The sequence below is a fragment of the Microcystis aeruginosa LEGE 91341 genome (genome assembly GCF_015206885.1).
In the GTDB taxonomy this organism is placed as follows: Bacteria; Cyanobacteriota; Cyanobacteriia; order Cyanobacteriales; family Microcystaceae; genus Microcystis; species Microcystis aeruginosa_H.
On the sequence record NZ_JADEXY010000101.1, the window covers coordinates 1 to 16,955 of the forward strand.

Annotated in this window: 16 protein-coding genes and 3 pseudogenes; 16 read left to right on the forward strand and 3 right to left on the reverse strand. The window is 40.9% G+C overall.

The annotated features are described in order from the left end of the window. Nucleotides 1-24: 24 nt before the first annotated feature. Nucleotides 25-366: an NIL domain-containing protein gene (locus IQ234_RS14895; protein WP_193957656.1), complete on the reverse strand. Its 342-nt coding sequence runs from the start codon at nt 364-366 to the stop codon at nt 25-27. A 12-nt stretch (nt 367-378) separates the two neighbouring features. Beyond that, on the reverse strand, nt 379-1,422 hold the full coding sequence (locus IQ234_RS14900) for a sulfate ABC transporter substrate-binding protein (RefSeq protein ID WP_193957657.1): 1,044 nt from the start codon (nt 1,420-1,422) through the stop codon (nt 379-381). A 170-nt stretch (nt 1,423-1,592) separates the two neighbouring features. Here IQ234_RS14900 and IQ234_RS14905 point away from each other — a divergent pair, with 170 nt between their 5' ends. Further along, nucleotides 1,593-2,372 carry a Crp/Fnr family transcriptional regulator gene (locus IQ234_RS14905; RefSeq protein ID WP_046661098.1) on the forward strand — a complete coding sequence of 260 codons (780 nt, stop codon included), beginning with the start codon at nt 1,593-1,595 and terminating at the stop codon, nt 2,370-2,372. 220 nt (nt 2,373-2,592) lie between these two features. Here IQ234_RS14905 and rnc read toward each other — a convergent pair whose 3' ends face one another. Beyond that, complete coding sequence (gene rnc, locus IQ234_RS14910; protein WP_193957658.1) at nt 2,593-3,270, reverse strand: ribonuclease III; 678 nt, start codon at nt 3,268-3,270, stop codon at nt 2,593-2,595. A 58-nt stretch (nt 3,271-3,328) separates the two neighbouring features. Here rnc and IQ234_RS14915 point away from each other — a divergent pair, with 58 nt between their 5' ends. From IQ234_RS14915 to IQ234_RS14980, 15 genes and pseudogenes are all read left to right on the forward strand, one after another. Continuing rightward, a complete protein-coding gene (locus IQ234_RS14915) occupies nt 3,329-3,895 on the forward strand; it encodes a hypothetical protein (RefSeq protein WP_193957659.1) in 567 nt (188 codons plus the stop codon). Between the two features lie 459 nt (nt 3,896-4,354). Further along, nucleotides 4,355-5,383 (forward strand): chlorophyll a/b binding light-harvesting protein, encoded by a 1,029-nt coding sequence (locus IQ234_RS14920; RefSeq protein WP_002787228.1) that lies wholly within the window; start codon nt 4,355-4,357, stop codon nt 5,381-5,383. A gap of 266 nt (nt 5,384-5,649) precedes the next feature. Beyond that, on the forward strand, nt 5,650-6,162 hold the full coding sequence (fldA, locus tag IQ234_RS14925) for a flavodoxin FldA (RefSeq protein ID WP_193957660.1): 513 nt from the start codon (nt 5,650-5,652) through the stop codon (nt 6,160-6,162). A gap of 304 nt (nt 6,163-6,466) precedes the next feature. After that, on the forward strand, nt 6,467-7,210 hold the full coding sequence (locus tag IQ234_RS14930; RefSeq protein WP_193957661.1) for an alpha/beta fold hydrolase: 744 nt from the start codon (nt 6,467-6,469) through the stop codon (nt 7,208-7,210). A 352-nt stretch (nt 7,211-7,562) separates the two neighbouring features. Continuing rightward, nucleotides 7,563-7,979: pseudogene (locus tag IQ234_RS14935) on the forward strand (RNA-guided endonuclease TnpB family protein); the annotation flags it as partial. Further along, nucleotides 7,964-8,260, forward strand: a pseudogene (locus IQ234_RS21990) (ISAzo13-like element transposase-related protein); the annotation flags it as partial. The pseudogenes IQ234_RS14935 and IQ234_RS21990, both read left to right, overlap by 16 nt. 153 nt (nt 8,261-8,413) lie before the next feature. Then, nucleotides 8,414-8,694, forward strand: a pseudogene (locus tag IQ234_RS21995) (ISAzo13-like element transposase-related protein); the annotation flags it as partial. A gap of 966 nt (nt 8,695-9,660) precedes the next feature. After that, nucleotides 9,661-10,620 (forward strand): cupin-like domain-containing protein, encoded by a 960-nt coding sequence (locus IQ234_RS14945; RefSeq protein ID WP_193957662.1) that lies wholly within the window; start codon nt 9,661-9,663, stop codon nt 10,618-10,620. A gap of 25 nt (nt 10,621-10,645) precedes the next feature. Next, the gene (locus IQ234_RS14950; protein ID WP_193957663.1) at nt 10,646-11,077 is read left to right on the forward strand and encodes an MAPEG family protein; all 432 of its coding nucleotides are present in this window, start codon (nt 10,646-10,648) and stop codon (nt 11,075-11,077) included. Nucleotides 11,078-11,132: 55 nt separating this feature from the next. Next, nucleotides 11,133-11,786: a hypothetical protein gene (locus tag IQ234_RS14955; RefSeq protein WP_193957664.1), complete on the forward strand. Its 654-nt coding sequence runs from the start codon at nt 11,133-11,135 to the stop codon at nt 11,784-11,786. A 171-nt stretch (nt 11,787-11,957) separates the two neighbouring features. Next, a complete protein-coding gene (locus IQ234_RS14960; RefSeq protein ID WP_193957665.1) occupies nt 11,958-12,797 on the forward strand; it encodes a ThiF family adenylyltransferase in 840 nt (279 codons plus the stop codon). Next, nucleotides 12,794-14,086, forward strand: a complete 1,293-nt coding sequence (locus tag IQ234_RS14965; RefSeq protein WP_193957666.1) for a beta-eliminating lyase-related protein — start codon at nt 12,794-12,796, stop codon at nt 14,084-14,086. The genes IQ234_RS14960 and IQ234_RS14965 overlap by 4 nt, the downstream gene beginning before the upstream one ends. Nucleotides 14,087-14,099: 13 nt before the next feature. Continuing rightward, nucleotides 14,100-14,789: a glutathione binding-like protein gene (locus IQ234_RS14970; RefSeq protein ID WP_193957667.1), complete on the forward strand. Its 690-nt coding sequence runs from the start codon at nt 14,100-14,102 to the stop codon at nt 14,787-14,789. A 119-nt stretch (nt 14,790-14,908) separates the two neighbouring features. After that, nucleotides 14,909-15,676, forward strand: a complete 768-nt coding sequence (locus IQ234_RS14975; RefSeq protein ID WP_193957668.1) for a hypothetical protein — start codon at nt 14,909-14,911, stop codon at nt 15,674-15,676. A gap of 96 nt (nt 15,677-15,772) precedes the next feature. Further along, nucleotides 15,773-16,867, forward strand: a complete 1,095-nt coding sequence (locus IQ234_RS14980) for a hypothetical protein (RefSeq protein WP_193957669.1) — start codon at nt 15,773-15,775, stop codon at nt 16,865-16,867. Nucleotides 16,868-16,955 lie beyond the last annotated feature (88 nt).

Sequence of the window (16,955 nt, forward strand, 5' to 3'; positions counted from 1 at the left end):
GATCAGGGGGGTGCCGATTAGAGATTACCAATTGTCTGCTTCTTCAAGAACTTGTGCTGAATCATACCAAACTTCTACATCTAAATCTGCCAGATAGGAAAGGGCATTTTCTATCCCTTGGGAGTTGCCTTGTAGTTGTAGATCGAACCAGCCATCTTGATTATTATTGGCAGCTAACAAAGCAGAAAATATATTCACTTTTAGACCGGGAAAAGACCCTAAACGTGATATAATCGGCTCGTTAACATATTGTTTAGGAATGCGAATTTTTATTCTTCGGGAAGTGGGGCGATCGAGTCCAGATTGATCGAGATGTAAGTCACTTTGGGGATGATTAATAGTTTGCCATTGAGGTTGATTATCCATGGTTTTTCTCCTTTAAGATTTACCAGCTTTAGTCAAAATTTTATCGAAGACGGCTCCACTATCAAAGAATTGTTTTTGTACCTGATCCCAACCGCCTAAATCCTGCACGGTAAAGAGATTTTTTATCTGAGGAAATTTACTCTCAAACTCTTTAACTACCGTCGGTTCAACAGGACGAAAACCCACCTGAGCAAATTCTCTTTGTGCTGCGGGAGTAAATAAAAACTGCACAAAAGCTTCGGCCACTTTTCTCGTACCCTTTTTATCCACATTGGCATCAACAACCGCCACGGGATTATCAATAGAAATATTATAATCAGTGGGAACGGTATAGGCTAACTTCTCACCTTTTTGATTAGCGAGAATCATCTCGTTTTCGTAATTAATTAGCACATTTCCCTGACCCTGTTTAAAAAATACATCACTAGATTCGCGAGCATCTCTAGGTAAAACTGGCGCATTTTTAAACACTTTTTCGACAAAAGTTTCCGCCTCTTGTTCACTGCCTCCCGCTTGCGTCACCGAACCCCAAAGAGCGAGAAAATTCCAGCGCGCTCCGCCAGAAGTCTTGGGATTAGCGGTAATAACTTTAATATTATCCTTGGCTAAATCTGACCATTTATTAATTTTAATATTGGCATCGCGAGGAACAAAAGCCACCACAGATTTATGAACAATAGAGTCATTGGGTGCTTCTTTTTCCCAACCGGGTTGAATTAATCCCGCTTGCTCAATTTTCTTGGTATCCAAAGCTAAAGCCAACGCTACCACATCCGCTTCTAAACCATCGATAACGGCGCGAGTTTGGGAACCGGAACCACCATAACTCTGTTCAAAAGTTACTTTCTGCCCCGTTTTTTGTTGCCATTCCTCGACAAATTTAGGAATGATTTTTTCGTAGGCACTTTGGGTGACAGCATAGGAAACAAGTGTCACAGTCAGGGGTTTTTGGCTGTCATTGCCGCTATTGGTGGGGGATGAGGTACAAGATGCCAGCATTCCTCCCGTCAGGACAGTTGCCATGAGTAGGGACAAACAAGACTGGGATGACTGCATCGGCGGCGCTCCTAAGCTTTACTCTAAGGTTGTATCTGTTTTCAGGCGTGTTTTAATCCTACAGCACAGAAAACAAAATTTCAATACATTTATAAAACAAATTGGGAATAAGGCGATAACAAGGGAAACTGTGAGAAGATAGAATCAGTGCTACATCTAGGTTTGAGACTATGGGCAAGAGCGTCAAAGCCAAAAAAACAACCCTCCTACAACAACTGATTAACCAGAGTTTTCTCTTTCGCGGACTAGAGGAAGCTTGGTTAAGTCAGTATCTCGATGCCGACAATCTCAAGTTAGAGACGCTATTTTCCAATCGTCCTGTCTATACGGCTTTTCTCCCCGATGAATTTCTAGATGTTTTGTATGTGATTTTAAATGAGGGTGTAATCGTCGTCCGCAGCACTCCCCTCGACCGGATTATTGCCATTACCTACCCCGGCGGCTGTTTTGGTATGAGGAGTTTACCCTTTAGTTATGGTTTAGCCAGTCGCGCTTTTCCCTGTTTGGTGGAATCCTATAAAACCACCCACGTCCTGAAAATTCCCTTATCGGCACTAGAAAAGATTTACAACGATAACGAAAGTTTTCGTCAACGGTACTGTTTTTTATTTGAATTACAGCAAAAATTCGAGTATCATTTACTTAATTGCAGTAGCTATCCACCCCAAGCTGTAGCCACTTTACTGAGAGCTTTAATCTATCAAGAAAGAGAATTAGGTAGTCAACCGAGTGCCGAAAATATCTATACTTTTGATTTATCCGTCGATGTGATTGCTCGCGCTTGTCAACTCAATCAACGCACCGTTGAACAGGTATTAAAAGGATTGCAAAACGTGGGACTAATTGCCTCAGAATCGACGGGGGATTTAATTCGGGTACTGGATGCCGAGGGTTTAAAAGAAGTTTACAGTGCCACCAGAGATAAAGTTAATTGGTGGCCCCTAAGATAAGTAGAATTTGCTGAATAAATCTAAAAACTTTGTTGGATAAGAATTTTAGACTTTTTCCCATCAAAAAGCGCCAGACATTGGGGTGAACGGGGGAAAATTCCGGGAGTTTTTCCCTGAAAATTAGGTAATTGACCCCCTGAAAATGGGTAAAACCCTACACCCGACACCCCACACCCCACACCCTGCCCCCACGCAAACCTTTTTCAGCAGACCCTATTTATTATTGCCATTGACAGCGCTTTAAAGCATCTTCGGCAGCCGCTTTGGTGGCATCCTGTTTCCGTTTACCTTTACCTGTACCGTAGAGAAGATGATTAACCCGCACTTCGGCAGTAAATTCCCTAGCGTGGGGCGGTCCTGTAACATCAATGATCGCATATTCTGGATTAGAGGCGAAATTAGCCAGCGCCCACTGTTGAAAGAGATTTTTGGCATCGATAAAAGATGGCGATTCCGATTGTTGAGAGACTAAATGAGAGGCAACAGGGATAAAAAGCCCGTGGAGATAGTTTTTAACCGCATTTAACCCCGAATCTAGATAATAAGCCCCAATTATCGCTTCAAAAGTGTCCGCTAATAGGGTAGGATTTGATCGCCCCCGATCTTTAATTGCCCCCTTGCCTAAACGCATTAACTCCCCCAAGCCGATTTCGATGCCTAATTGCGCTAATTGTTCTTCTTTGACCAAATTTGACCGCAAACGGGTTAATTCGGCCTCGTTCATGGCGGGATATTTTTGATACAATAGTTCGCCCACCAAAAAGGCCAAAATCGCATCGCCCAAAAATTCTAGGCGCTCGTTATTTTCCGTCAATTCCGACTGTTCATTGACATAGGAACGATGGGTTAAAGCTTGGGTGAGAAGGAGAGCATTTTGAAAAAGAGGCAAACAAGACATTACAGAAATGATCAAGTCAAGAGCATTTCTTATCTTAATCCGACCCAACCTCGAATAGATGAGACGAACGATCCTTTTTTTACTGTTTTTTCCGGCTAGTTTAGGCATAATCTCCCAAATCTTCTCACCGGAAAACCTATCCGCTGCTATTCTTGCCCTAGGTACCCTGGGGATGTGTATGGAACAGGCACGCATGGCAGCGGTGGACTTGGCAGAAATTGCCCAATTTCAGCAAAAAACCAGCGATCCTCGCCTCGATCGCTTTTTTATGGTAACAGTTAGTACAATTGTTTTAGAATTATCGGGCTTTTATGTGGCTGCCTTCTGGATAGGATGGGGAGCTTTAATAGTTTTAGTTAGTCAAATTTGGTTTCATTGTTTAGCCAAAATTCAACTGCAGCCAAGCACAGAAAAAATCATTGACCATGGCATAGGGCCACGTTTACCCATCTTACTCGCCGACGGAATCGGGATAATCTTCGTGGCTTTCTGGTTAGCCAAAATCGCTCCCCTAATTATGGCCATGACTTTAACGACAATGTTATTAATCTACGGCTCTATTAAGTATCTTTTCAGAACTGGGGAGGGGGGAGAAAGTAACCTCCAGAGGCGGCAATCCCTATAAATGGGCGTTCAGAGACTCTGACGCAGTTTAAATTCAGTACAGCTTACCACAACCGACAGGGAGGCGAGTGGCACCAGCGGGTGTTTTATCGAATAAAAAAGATATTTCAGGTTAAAAATGAAATAAAGAGCGTAAATAAGCTTAAATATGCTCTTTAATGCCTAATTATAGGCTTGTTTAAGTGATGACAAGCTAATTATCCTCTAGTCTTCGTTAAAAATTAATTAGTAATTATTCTCAATTATCTGAGGCGATTACTCTAGCTGCGATCCAAGATTCATGCTGAAAAGCCTTGATTGTCAAAGGCTGATCAGGCTAAAAATACTGATGTATCAAAGGATACCGAGCAACTGTAACAATTCTTAACTTGACTTTATTGAGAATTATTCTAGACTAAGACTTAAAGCTTATTGCATATTATTATCAATAAGCTTGGTTCTATTTTCGTTAAAAGATGCCATGCAGACCTACGATAATCCTCAGATCGAGTACGACTGGTGGGCAGGAAATGCCCGTTTTGCCGATAAATCAGGCTTATTTATCGTTGCCCACGTTGCCCAAGCTGCTTTAATCGCTTTTTGGGCAGGAGCCTTCACCTTATTTGAAATTTCCCAGTATCGCCCCGATATAGCCATGGCAGAACAGGGCTTAATTTTACTGCCGCACCTGGCCACTTTAGGCTTTGGAGTCGGAGAAAAGGGGCAAATCATTGATATCTATCCCTTTTTCGTGATTGGCTCAATTCATCTGATTTCTTCGGCAGTTTTGGGAGCAGGAGCCTTATTTCACCTGTTAAGAGTCCCAGAAACCCTGAAAGATTCCTCCGGTCCAGGGAAAAAATTCCATTTCGATTGGAGTGAACCCCGACAATTAGGAGTTATTCTCGGTCATCACCTGCTCTTTTTAGGTATAGCTGCATTATTATTAGTGGCCAAAGCTATGTACTGGGGGGGATTATACGACGCAACTATCGGCGCTGTCCGAGTCGTTAGTGAACCAACCCTCGATCCTTGGGTTATCTATGGCTATCAAACCCACTTCGCTACTGTGGACAATCTCGAAGATTTAGTCGGTGGTCATATCTACGTCGGTTTAATGTTAATTGGGGGCGGTATCTGGCATATTATCGTTCCCCCGCTCAAATGGGCGAGAAATGTGCTGATTTTCTCTGGAGAAGCCATTTTATCCTATTCTTTGGGCGGAATTGCCCTAGCTGGTTTCGTGGCCGCCTATTTCTGTGGGGTAAATACCCTCGCTTATCCAGTCGAATTTTACGGGCCAATTTTAGAAGTGAAGTTAGGAATTGCTCCCTACTTTGCCGACACGGTGAAATTGCCCTTTGGAGTACATACGGCGCGCTGTTGGTTAGCTAATGCCCACTTTTTTCTCGCTTTCTTCTTTTTACAAGGTCATCTCTGGCACGCTTTACGCGCGATGGGTTTTGACTTTAAACGAGTAGAAAAAGCCTTAAATGCGATAGAAGCCTAGTTTTTTTGAGGAAGATTAGGATAAATTATCGATTTTCCTAATTTTCCCCGCTGATCAATCTTTCTAACTGTCCCTTATGCCTTACTGTGCCTGTTGTAACACCAAATTGCTGCATCACATTGGACGCTCTCGCTCTTATTGGTACTGTAGTTCTTGCCGGCAGGAAATGCCAGTTTCAGAGGGAGAAAACTGTAATCAGGAGCTTTATTCCCTATCAAGGAGAATTAAGAGTTAAACTCACTTATTTCGCAACAAGGACAAATTTTATGGCAAAAATTGGCTTATTTTTTGGCACGCAAACCGGCAAAACCGAAACGGCAGCGGAAATGATTCAGAAAGAATTTGGAGGTGAGGCAATTGTAGAATTGCACGATATCTCCTCCGCTTCTACCGAGGATTTTGCCCCCTACGATGCCCTGATTATCGGTTGTCCCACATGGAATATCGGCGAATTACAAAGCGATTGGGAGGGTTTTTACGATGAATTGGATGACATTGATTTCGTCTCCAAAAAGGTCGCTTATTTCGGGATGGGGGATCAAATCGGTTATGCGGATAACTTTCAAGATGCTCTGGGGATACTGGAAGAAAAAATCGCCTCCCTGGGGGGTAAAACCGTCGGTTACTGGCCGACAGAAGGTTACGATTTTAACGAGTCGAAAGCCCTAAAAAATGGCAAATTTGTCGGTTTAGTCCTCGATGAAGACAACCAATCCGATTTAACTGAACAACGGATCAAAACTTGGGTCGCGGGACTTAAGGGCGAATTTGGCGTTTAGTTAGGGTCTGCTGAAAAAGTTTTTCGTGGGGGTAGGGTGTGGGGTGTGGGGTGTAGGGTTTTACCGATTTTGAGGTAGTCAGTTACCTAATTTTCAGGGAAAAAGTACCTGAATTTTACCCCCGATCACTCCAATGGTAGGCACTTTTTGATTTCAAAAAAGCCTAAAGATATTATCCAACAAGCTTTTTAGATTGATTAAGCAAACTCTAGTTAGCTATCAGGAGACAAGAGACAGCTTTTTTCTCCCATCTCCCTATCTCCCCATCTCCCTATCTCCCCATCTCCTCATCTCCTTGATTATTATGTCTCGATTACCTGATGCAGTTTGGATTAATGTTAACCCCAGTTTTCGCCGTTTTGATCGCCCGGTGTTGGATTTTTTAGCCCGGGAAATTGCGATCGCTGATTGGCAATACTGTCAATCTCTTGATGAGCCAGCTTCTCTTGATATTGCCTTGGCATTACTACAAGATTACCTGAAACAATGCGATCGACCGCTGCATTTAGTCGGCCACGGCACGGGGGGATTAGTAGGATTACTGTATGCGCGTCGTTATCCAGAAAGGGTAAAATCCTTAACTTTGCTCTCTGTGGGAGTCTATCCGGCGATCGATTGGCAAGCTCATTATTATGTGCTATCAAAATTACTGCCTTGTTCTCGTCAAACTCTGCTCAATCAATCGGTTCACAATCTTTTTGGTTATCAATCCTGCGCTTTAACCCAAGAATATCGCTATCTCTTGGAAGGGGATTTATTATTGTCCCTTTCTCCCCATAATCTCTATCAGAATGCCCATTTCGCCCCGGGGACAGTTCCCGTACCCCTGTTAGTCTGTGGGGGAGATATCGATACGATTATCGATCAGCATTTATTGCAGGGATGGCAACCCTGGTTAAAGTCAGGCGATCGCATTTGGAGTTGTCACAAAGGGCGTTATTTTTTCCACTATTCCCACCCCTACAGCGTCAGTCAAGAGATTTTTAGTTTCTGGCGATCTCTAGTTCCACAGGAATTTCTTTCTGAGCAAACTGTAATTATTCCTTAATTGACAAAAATCGAGATTTATGTTAAGGCTAATACCGCTCTTTTGTCTGATCGCGATCTGGATAACGCTGCTGTTCTTTTTTACCTATAGCAAAGATCGGGGTGGTTAGGACAATCAATCGCTGAAACCCTTGACCGATAAGAGTTTGAAAATTGAAAGCGTCCTAAATAACCCATTTTTTGCTATAAAATGTCGGATGAATGCCCCCGCTAGATTTTTCAACAAGATACTCACTAAAATTAGCGGGGGATGAAATCCGACCAGAATATTAGCAACGGAGTATCGATTTAATTCTATCATTTGTGAGTAAACTGTGTTATGATCTACTTAACCAATGGTCGAGAATTGTTAGATGCTAGTCGTAGAAGCAAAGCCAAAAAACGGGACGCTAGAGCAATATCACCGGCTTGATGAAGCTATCAAAACTTCTCAGTTTGTGCGTAATTCTTGTGTTCTTTATTGGATGGATCATAAGGGTACAACCCGCAATGATCTCCAAAAACTTTGCTCGGTACTAGCTAACAATAAAGAGACTCCTTGGGTTAATAAATTAAACTCACAAGCACGTCAATCTGCTGCTGATAGAGCCTGGCAATGTAAAATTAAATTTACCGATGGCTTTAAAGCAGGAGAATTTGATTTATGGTGTAGTCAAAAAACCTTAGTTTATTATTCAGAACAACAGATTAGACGGGTAAGAGTTGTTAGACGTGCTGACGGTTATTATTGCCAGTTTCTGATTGACGTAGAACGGATCGAGGAGGTGAAAATAGAATAACTGTCGGAACAAACGATCATGATTTTAATCCGAAAACAACCCTAACCCCTTACGGAATATTTATTCCAGAATTTGATGAGTTGTTTTTGTATTTCACTACCTCCACAGTCACCAGTGACTTTATTGTTGATATATTAGAGGTTTTCTGGGAATCTGAAAAATCTCGTTTTGAGAAAATTAAAACTTTGATAATTAATGAAGATAATAAACCAGAAAATAATTCGAGACGAACTCAGTTTATGAAACGTATAGTTGAGTTTTCGCAAAAATATTAAGTTAATATACGTTTAGCTTACTATCCCCCCTACCATAGTAAATATAGCGTTTCCTAAGCTAGTGAGGTACGCCTATTTTTCTTCCCTTTTGCTTCTTGCCTCTTGCCTAAAACCCATAACTTTTGTACCGCATCAGACTGAAAAACGCTATATAATCCTATTGAAGGAACCTGGGCTGTGTTAGAAAACCATTGGAATGGGAGTATTTTAGATGAAATCGAAACAGCTTTGAAATTCGCCCAAACTATGATGTGGAAAGGAAAACACCCAATTGTTAATTTGATTACTGAAACTTACGAAAAAGGAGTAAAGGCTACTAAAAAAGCCATGAAAAAAAACGAAAAAAAATCGAACGTCTCACAGAATCAATGAATCAAGAATTTCTCGATTTGGGACAATGGTTTATTGATATCTATTATGATAAGACCTAGTTTGTAGTTAACTAAGATGGTTAGCTACACACTGTCTTTGATTCTTTAACTTGTCCTTGTTATACTCGAAAAAGCTCGGAAGTATAAAAGTTTATGCCGCCTATTTTTCCTAAAAAATAGGTTGTAATAGGAGACTCTTTGTTTTCCTAGACAAAAATAATTACTTTTTCAAAAAAACACTTTTCTATTTTTTTTGGGTATTTTATTCTCTGGAAGTCCCTTAGGGTGCGGAATGTGAAGATATATTAAGTTTAGTACAATCTATACAAGAATGATGGTAGTCTAGGACAAGTTAGAGATTGAGATTTTCCAGACCTCGCTGTGGGATGTATGCTATTGGGGTTTGGCTCAACCCGATGGGTTTCTTCTCGACTTATTGAGATTTTCCAGACCTCGCTGTGGGATGTATGCTATTGGGGTTTGGCTCAACCCGATGGGTTTCTTCTCGACTTTGTGTGATAATTTTTGCTTATGTAATGCTGAAGTGCTGATTGGGCAAGACTTTTAGGACTATTTTGGCGTTCGGCAATGCTCAGTTGAGCCGTCGAGCTGCGGAAGAAACTATCAGTATAGACCTCATTTCCACACAGAAATCAGAAGAGCCGCTATAGGTTGAGGTTAAGTAAAGATAATTTTGAACTGAAGGGTACAAATGGTAGCAAGATTTGAACAAAGGCATTTTTCTTTTCCTAGTGTTGATCTTAGTAGTTCCCCTAATGTTGATCGTGTGACAGCTCTAAAATATTGGGGACTTTTTCTTTACCGTTACTACTTTAGACCTCTTGCAAAAGTCTTAAGTCGATCCTTGTACAGCAACATTTTTGAAGATTATCAACTACTAATAAATAATTAACTGAAAGTCCCTCCCATTATTGTTTCTATGGTTTGTTTTCGGATTTATGCAAGAGGTCTTTTATAGGACGGGAGCAACATGGAGCTTATGGCTCACCTTGGTGTATTAAGAAAATGAAGCCTATTGAAGAGAGCATCAAAAATCAGTCAATCCCTTCTGGAGATTCTCCCACACTGCCCATACCTGAGTTGACGATTGATGAAATCTCGCCGGAACAATTTCATGAAGTTTATGTTAAACCAAATACTCCAGTTGTTTTTCGAGGAGCAGCAAAACACTGGGAAGCGGTGAAAACTTGGACACCTGAATTCTTTGCTGCCAATTATGGCAACGAAATGGTTTCTACCCGTGTGCGTGCCAATGAAATCAATGAGGAGGCACTACGCTATATAGACATTCCATTATCTGAGGTCGTAGAAAATATCAAAAATGGTGGAACTTATTATCCCGGACATACCGAGGATTTATTTAACAGAAATCCAGCTTTGCGTGATGGACTTGATCTCAAAACACTTGGGAAATATCTGAGCATACGACAACAGCGAATCATGTCAACCCAGCTTTTTCTATCGGGGGGAGGAGTTCGTTCAGCATGGCATTGCACAGGTGGACCCAATCTGTTTACGATGGTCTATGGGCGCAAAGAATGGACTTTAGTGCATCCACAGCACTCTATGTGGATGTATCCGATCACTCGCAAAGATATGTTTTATGCCGCTACTATGATTGATTGGAAGAAAACCAATGATGAGATTGAGGCGGACGGCTATCCCTTGTATCGCTATATTCCCAAATTTACGACAACGTTAGAACCGGGAGATGTCCTCTTTTCTCCTCAATGGTGGTGGCACTGTGTAGATACTCCTGAGCCTTCTATTGGAATTGCTTCACGAGCTATTAACAATCTACTTGTGGGACATCCATTGTTTTCCTTAATGTGGATTACCTCTAATCGCTTTCGTCAAACCGTTTGGACTTGTCTAAAAGATGGTTGGGGTTCAGACGCAGCCAGTGGTGCGAAACTGGCCTTTGAGTTTGACCAACAAGAATTTATCAGGAGAGTATCTGTCTAAGGCAATGGAATTTGAGGAGAAATTGATGGAAAATGCTCTTGACTGGTATTCCTTGTGTGTTGTTGTCTTATTTTTGAAAATGTTCGCCACTTCAGCATATCAAGGTTTTTATCGTCTTAGCCAGCGTGTCTTTCTCAATCCAGAAGATGCCCAAGTCTTTCAAAAACGTCCTGCATCCGAAGAATTACCGCAAGTCCGACGTGCAGCCAAAGCTTGGCTCAATGATTTGGAGAACATCCCTATTTTTTGTAGTCTTGGAATAGCTTATGTCTTACTTGGAGCGTCTCCCAAAGCTGCCAGTTGGCTATTTTCGATTTTTACAATAGCACGTTTGTTGCATACAGTAACCTATCTTTTCGGTTTACAGCCTTGGCGAACTATTGCCTACGGAGTAGGAATTCTTTGTTTGTTTGGTATGAGTTGGAACATAATTACTGTTCTCTTGGGATTAGCTTAGTCTAGTCAAGTTACTACTCTTTGATACACACTTATTGAGGTGAAAATAACCAAAAATGATAGCAGACAACTCAATTCAACTACAGTTAATCGACAAAAAAGAACCAATGCAAAGGTTTCTCTATAATGAAGCCTATAAATTTTGGCAAGCGCAATGGACTGAGACGATTGAGGAGTTAGGATTAGAAGGTTTATCTGTTAAACATTCCGACAAGTTTCTAGCTGCTGACAAAATAATTGTTTTTCGAGAAGGCGTAAATATTGCTGCCCTTGGTCTGATTAACTACATCGACTTACAACTCCTAGCTTCCCGTTTTTTATCCTACTTTGGGGCGATGACAGAGGAATCGATGGCTTTCATCCTTAGTCAGGGATATAGGAAAGTTATGACTTCAACCTACAATATTGTCGCCAAAAAGTATAGACGAATCAAAGTGGCGAACACTGTTTTAGCGATAGCTTTACCTGGTGCTGCTCTCAAACTTTTTCAGAGTCAATCTGATTTGGATTTGTGTTTAGGAATGCCTTTACTGCCCTCCGCCAACCACCGCACATTATCTCGACTAGGGATGAGAAATCTACCTGGGGGGTTAATTACAATTCATAACGTTCAAGCTCAGTTTATGTATGTCAACCAAGGAGAAGTTAATCTGGGCAAGTATGATTTGAGTATTAATTCCTTGCTATCTAATAACTTGATAGCATCATAAATACTTGACATATTTAGCCTAGTATTAACGGCAACTGTTTTATAAAGCAATTCTCATTTTACCCTAAGTGTACGCCATTTGAGAAAGCACAGGATTAATAAGTCCATAAAATCTTAAGATGAGAATTGCTGCTTTCATAACTTATCTGAATGACAGATTTGGTAAATGATAATGACATTATCTATTAATTCACCAGACTATTTTCTTAATCGAAGCTTACCCCTCCTCACCAACGCAGGTGTAGAATATTTAGCTAAGAAGAAAATTGTTATTGCCGGATGTGGTGGGATTGGTGGGGCAATGGCCTTGACAATGTGCCGCTTGGGAATTGGTTCTTTTCATTTAGCAGACCCTGCCGATTTTGATCCCCCTGATATGAACCGACAATGGGGAGCAACGGGTTCCACAATGGGCAAGAATAAAGCAGAGGTTTATCGAGATCTGATTCTTGATATTAATCCTGAAGCTCAAATTCAGGTTTTTAATGAAGGTCTTACTAACAATAATCAGGATGAGTTTCTTAAAGAAGCTGATATCCTTGTTGATTGTTTGGATGCCGCAGTTCCCTACGAACTTCGAGAAACGATGCATCAAAAAGCCAGAGACTTAGGAATATTTAGTGTAGTTGCCCCAATTTTAGGATTTGGGTGCTTTGCTTTATGTTCTTCTCCTGACGGAATGAGCATGGAATTCTGGACAAATACTTTTCGCAATGTTAAACAGGCTACAGCATTTCCTGACATTTTTAATGAGTGGTTTGTCCCTGAGCAAATTGATGTTATTGGTAAGAGTTTACAAATTGGTAAAGTTCCCACTCTCGCAGTGGGGCCAGTCATTGGGTGTTCCTTACTGGCAACAGAATGTATTGCCCATCTATTAGACGGAATTATCCCTGGCTCAAGAAAGCCGATTGTGTTACCAAAAGCAATGTTTTTTGATTTGTTTCGGATGAGCTATAAGATTGTTGATGTCAGTGAACTTCGGGCGCAATTTGAAGGAGAACAGATATGAGTCTTACTTCTAGGATACAAATTTTAGAACTTACCGGACATAATCTAGATATCGTTCCTAGAGAACATATTGAGCTTGATCTACAGACTGATAGTCTTATTCATCAAACGGTTTCTATACCAGACAGCCGAGACTCTCAATTGAGTCAACGGACTTCTTCTGATGGACTGAGTCCTGAGCAAATATTTAGCCAATATTTTGGATTCCCCTATGTTATGGCTGTTTCTCAGGGTCGCTTAGCAGAGGCTATTTTAAGCCAGGCTATCATCCGCAATGGTCATTATATCCCCGGCAGTTCTCTGTTTCCTACCACAAGGATTCATCAAGAACGTCATGGTGGGGCATCTGTGGAAGTAATGTGTCCTGAGTCTTTAGACATAAGGAACTCATATCCTTTCAAAGGAAATATAGATATCAACGCCCTTGAACGAACCATTGAAAATTATCATCCGAATTGGATTCCTTATATTTGCATCGAGCCTTGTAACAACGCAGTCGGTGGACATCCAATTTCTCTGGAAAATATGTGCGCTGTTGCTGAGTTAGCTCGTCATTATAAGATTCCTGTCTATTTGGATGGCTGTAGAATTATTGATAATGCTCTGATGATTCAGGAACGAGAAGAGGGATATCAAAATACTTCCATTGATGAGATTATCCGCCAATTCTGCTCCTATGCAGATGGGTGTACCATGAGTGCAACTAAGGATTTTCCTACCTCAATCGGCGGCTTTCTAGCTGTACGAGATCCTGAACTATTTTATCGTTGCCTGGATAACTTAGTGCTTTTCGGAAGCGGTTTGAGTCATGGTGCTCAAGAATTACTATCGTGTGCCATAATTGACATGGATAGGGTAACTTCCTTGGTTCGCCGACGAATCAATCTTGTCAAAAAACTGCACGAAGCTCTCAGAAACCACCAGAATTTAGTTCAACCAGTGGGAGGACATGGGGTTTTTCTGGAGATCAATGCTCAGTGTTTGGAGCTTCCTGATACTCATCACCCAGCCCAAGCTTTTCTTTATCAACTGTTTAAAGATTATGGAATTCGCGGCTCTCTCAATCCTAGCTCTCTAACTCAGATAGCGAATAAGCTTTGCTTGGTTCGTTTTGCTGTGCCCATTTTAGGATTAGAAGAGGAGGCAATCAACCAAGTTGCTGATGGTATTTCTAGTCTTTTAACAGCTAAAAAGAAAATTCAAGGGCTAAAGATTGTGGAAAAGGGATCGGGTTTGACGGGATTTTTGAGATCCCAGTATCGTCCGATGGATTTAGTAACCAGTAATTAGTTGGTTTTTGACTATGATTGATCTCTATTTCTGGCCTACACCGAATGGTTATAAACCTTTAATCTTCCTTGAAGAAACTGGATTACCATACCAAATCAAACCAATAAATATCTTGCGAGGAGAGCAATTTCAAGCTGATTTTTTGGAGATCGCCCCCAATAACCGTATTCCTGCAATTATTGATCATTCGCCTGCTGAGGGAAATAAACCCCTGGCGTTGTTTGAATCAGGCAGTATTCTCATCTATCTCGCCGAGAAAGCCGATCAATTTTTAGCATCGGATTTAGGGATTCGTCATCAAACCATTCAATGGCTAATGTGGCAGATGGGGGGAATTGGTCCAATGATGGGACAGGCGAATCATTTTACTCGATATGCTCCCGAAGATATTCCTTATGCCAAAAAAAGGTATGTCAGCGAAGTCAAGCGATTGTTAGGAGTAATGGAAAAACAATTGAGTGATAGAGAGTATCTGACAGGAGATTATTCGATCGCAGATATGGCTTGCTATCCTTGGATCAAATTTTCCGACCTCATTAACGTCCCCCTTGCCGATTTTCCAAGTGTTGCCCAATGGGTTACTCGGATTTCCGAACGTCCAGCTGTCAAAAGGGCTTACGAAGTGGGTGAACCTATTCAAGGGGATTTCCAGATGGATGAGGAGGCACGTCGCTTACTATTTGACATTAAGTGTAATCAATGATTTATTTCCTTGATTTTCCCCACCTTTTTTACCTCAATAAGGCTTTAGCCAAGTAAAACTATCGACTCTATTAGTTCAGTACAGACCAATTTTCATTTAACCATAGGAGAAATAATGCCATGACTACTGTAGAAAAAGCCAAAATCCATCAAAATCAATACCAAAAAAGATGTGAATTACTACGTCAAGAGTTTGCCTCAAGACCTGTTGTCAAAGAAATATGGGAAGAGGAAGTCGAACCAACACTCTTAAAACTTTTTATGATTCATTGGTGTGCCTTGAGTGCTGGACTTACTGAACCTATTCCCGTTTACTTAAAACGTGCTGGTGATGGATGTCAAGACTTAGGTTTACAAGAGATGGCTGACTTTTTCTATGAGCATGAAGGAGAAGAAGATGGTCACGAAAATTGGGCTATCGAAGATGTAGAAAATCTCGTTGCTGTATGGAATAAAGAAAAATCTAACTTTCCTCTAGATGCTCAAGAGTTACTGGCTAATAAAATGAGTCCTGCTGTCAAACGTTATCATCAGTTACACGAGCAAGTAATTGAAGGAGATTACCCTTGGGCTGAATTAGCCATTGATGTTGAGATCGAATTAATCTCGACGACCTACGGGCCAACTTTGATTAAGAAATGGGTTGCCTCTATGGGGCAACACTCTCTACCTAATATTAGTTTTTTACATAAGCACGTTGTGGCTGATGTTGAACATACCGAAACAAATTTTGAAATTGTTGATAAATTGGTTAGCGAGCATCCTGACTATACAGATATCCTTGTAGAAACAGCAGCTAATGCGCTTAATTCTTATGCTGACTTTCTTGAAGATGCTATGACTTATGCCAAAGAAGTATATGCTCGTATGTCTAATGTAACTGTGTAATTAGAATGCAAGCTTCCCGGTTTTTTAGGAAGCTTGCCACTTAGTTAAAACATATTCGAGTTTTAATGCACAATAAGTTATGAGAGATTAAATAGGATGACCAAAACCTGCAAAAAATGCTTGTTGACAACACAAGTCGAAGGAGTCAGTCTCGATACCCATGGAGTCTGTAACTTTTGTCGAGAATGGGAAAAGCAAGGCAACAATAATCAGCAACAGGAAAAAGAACGAGAGTTACAAAAGCAAGAACTTGAAGAAATCCTTAGAAAACCTTCAGGTAATGGAGAATACGACTGTATACTCTCTTTTAGTGGAGGCAAAGATAGTTGTTATTTACTTTATAAACTGGTCAAAGATTACAACTTACGGGTTTTGGCTTATACAAGCGACTTTGATATTCCTCCGAATACTTGGGATAATATCCGTCGCACAGTAAAGCAGCTTAATGTCGATCATCACGTTGTGATTCCATCAAAAGAGCTTTATCGGCGATTTATTCGCTATCTTTTATGTAACCAAGATAAGCGGGGTGCTGTTTATACAGTTTGTTATTTTTGGTTAGATATTAGAGAAGGAGACATTCTTCGTTTAGCCATGGAAAAGAACATTCCCCTGATCATCACAGGGTATTCTCCTGGTCAACCTGATCCAGCTCGAATGCTTTACGAAATGCCTCAAGCAAGAATACTCGAGGACTGGACTCCTTATGAATTTTTTGAAAATGGTTTGTTTGAAGAGTCTGAGAAAGATCTGTTTTGGAATCCTAATATATATGGAAAAGATGCCAAATTTCCTCGTATTATCGCTCCCTTTCATGCTTGGGATTACAACCAAGAAGAAGTCATGGCAAAAGTTGTCGAATTGGGTTTAGCCAAAAATCGCTGGTATGTCAATCCCGTTCTCAGTAATTTTACGTTGAATTGGCTGCTTATTTATTCTGACCTCAAAAACCTGGGTTATAACCCTTATAAACCTGAATTTTCGCAGCTAATTCGTGAAGGAAAAGCTAGTCTATCTCTATGGAGAGTTCTTTTCTCTCTCATGGATTTTATGGCACAAAACAAAATACTGTTAGGACGTTATGTAACTAGCTCTTTAGCTTGGCTAGACTTAAAACCTGAGCAGCTACGGATTAAAGATGGGGAAACAGGATATAGCGGGTTTCAGTTGAATGAGGTACAGCATGGATGACTAGGTAGGCTCTTTAAAAGGGGTATCGCAATAGCAACAATGGGTAAACCAGTGATGGATGTCTCGCAATGTAATCTGACTAAAGGCT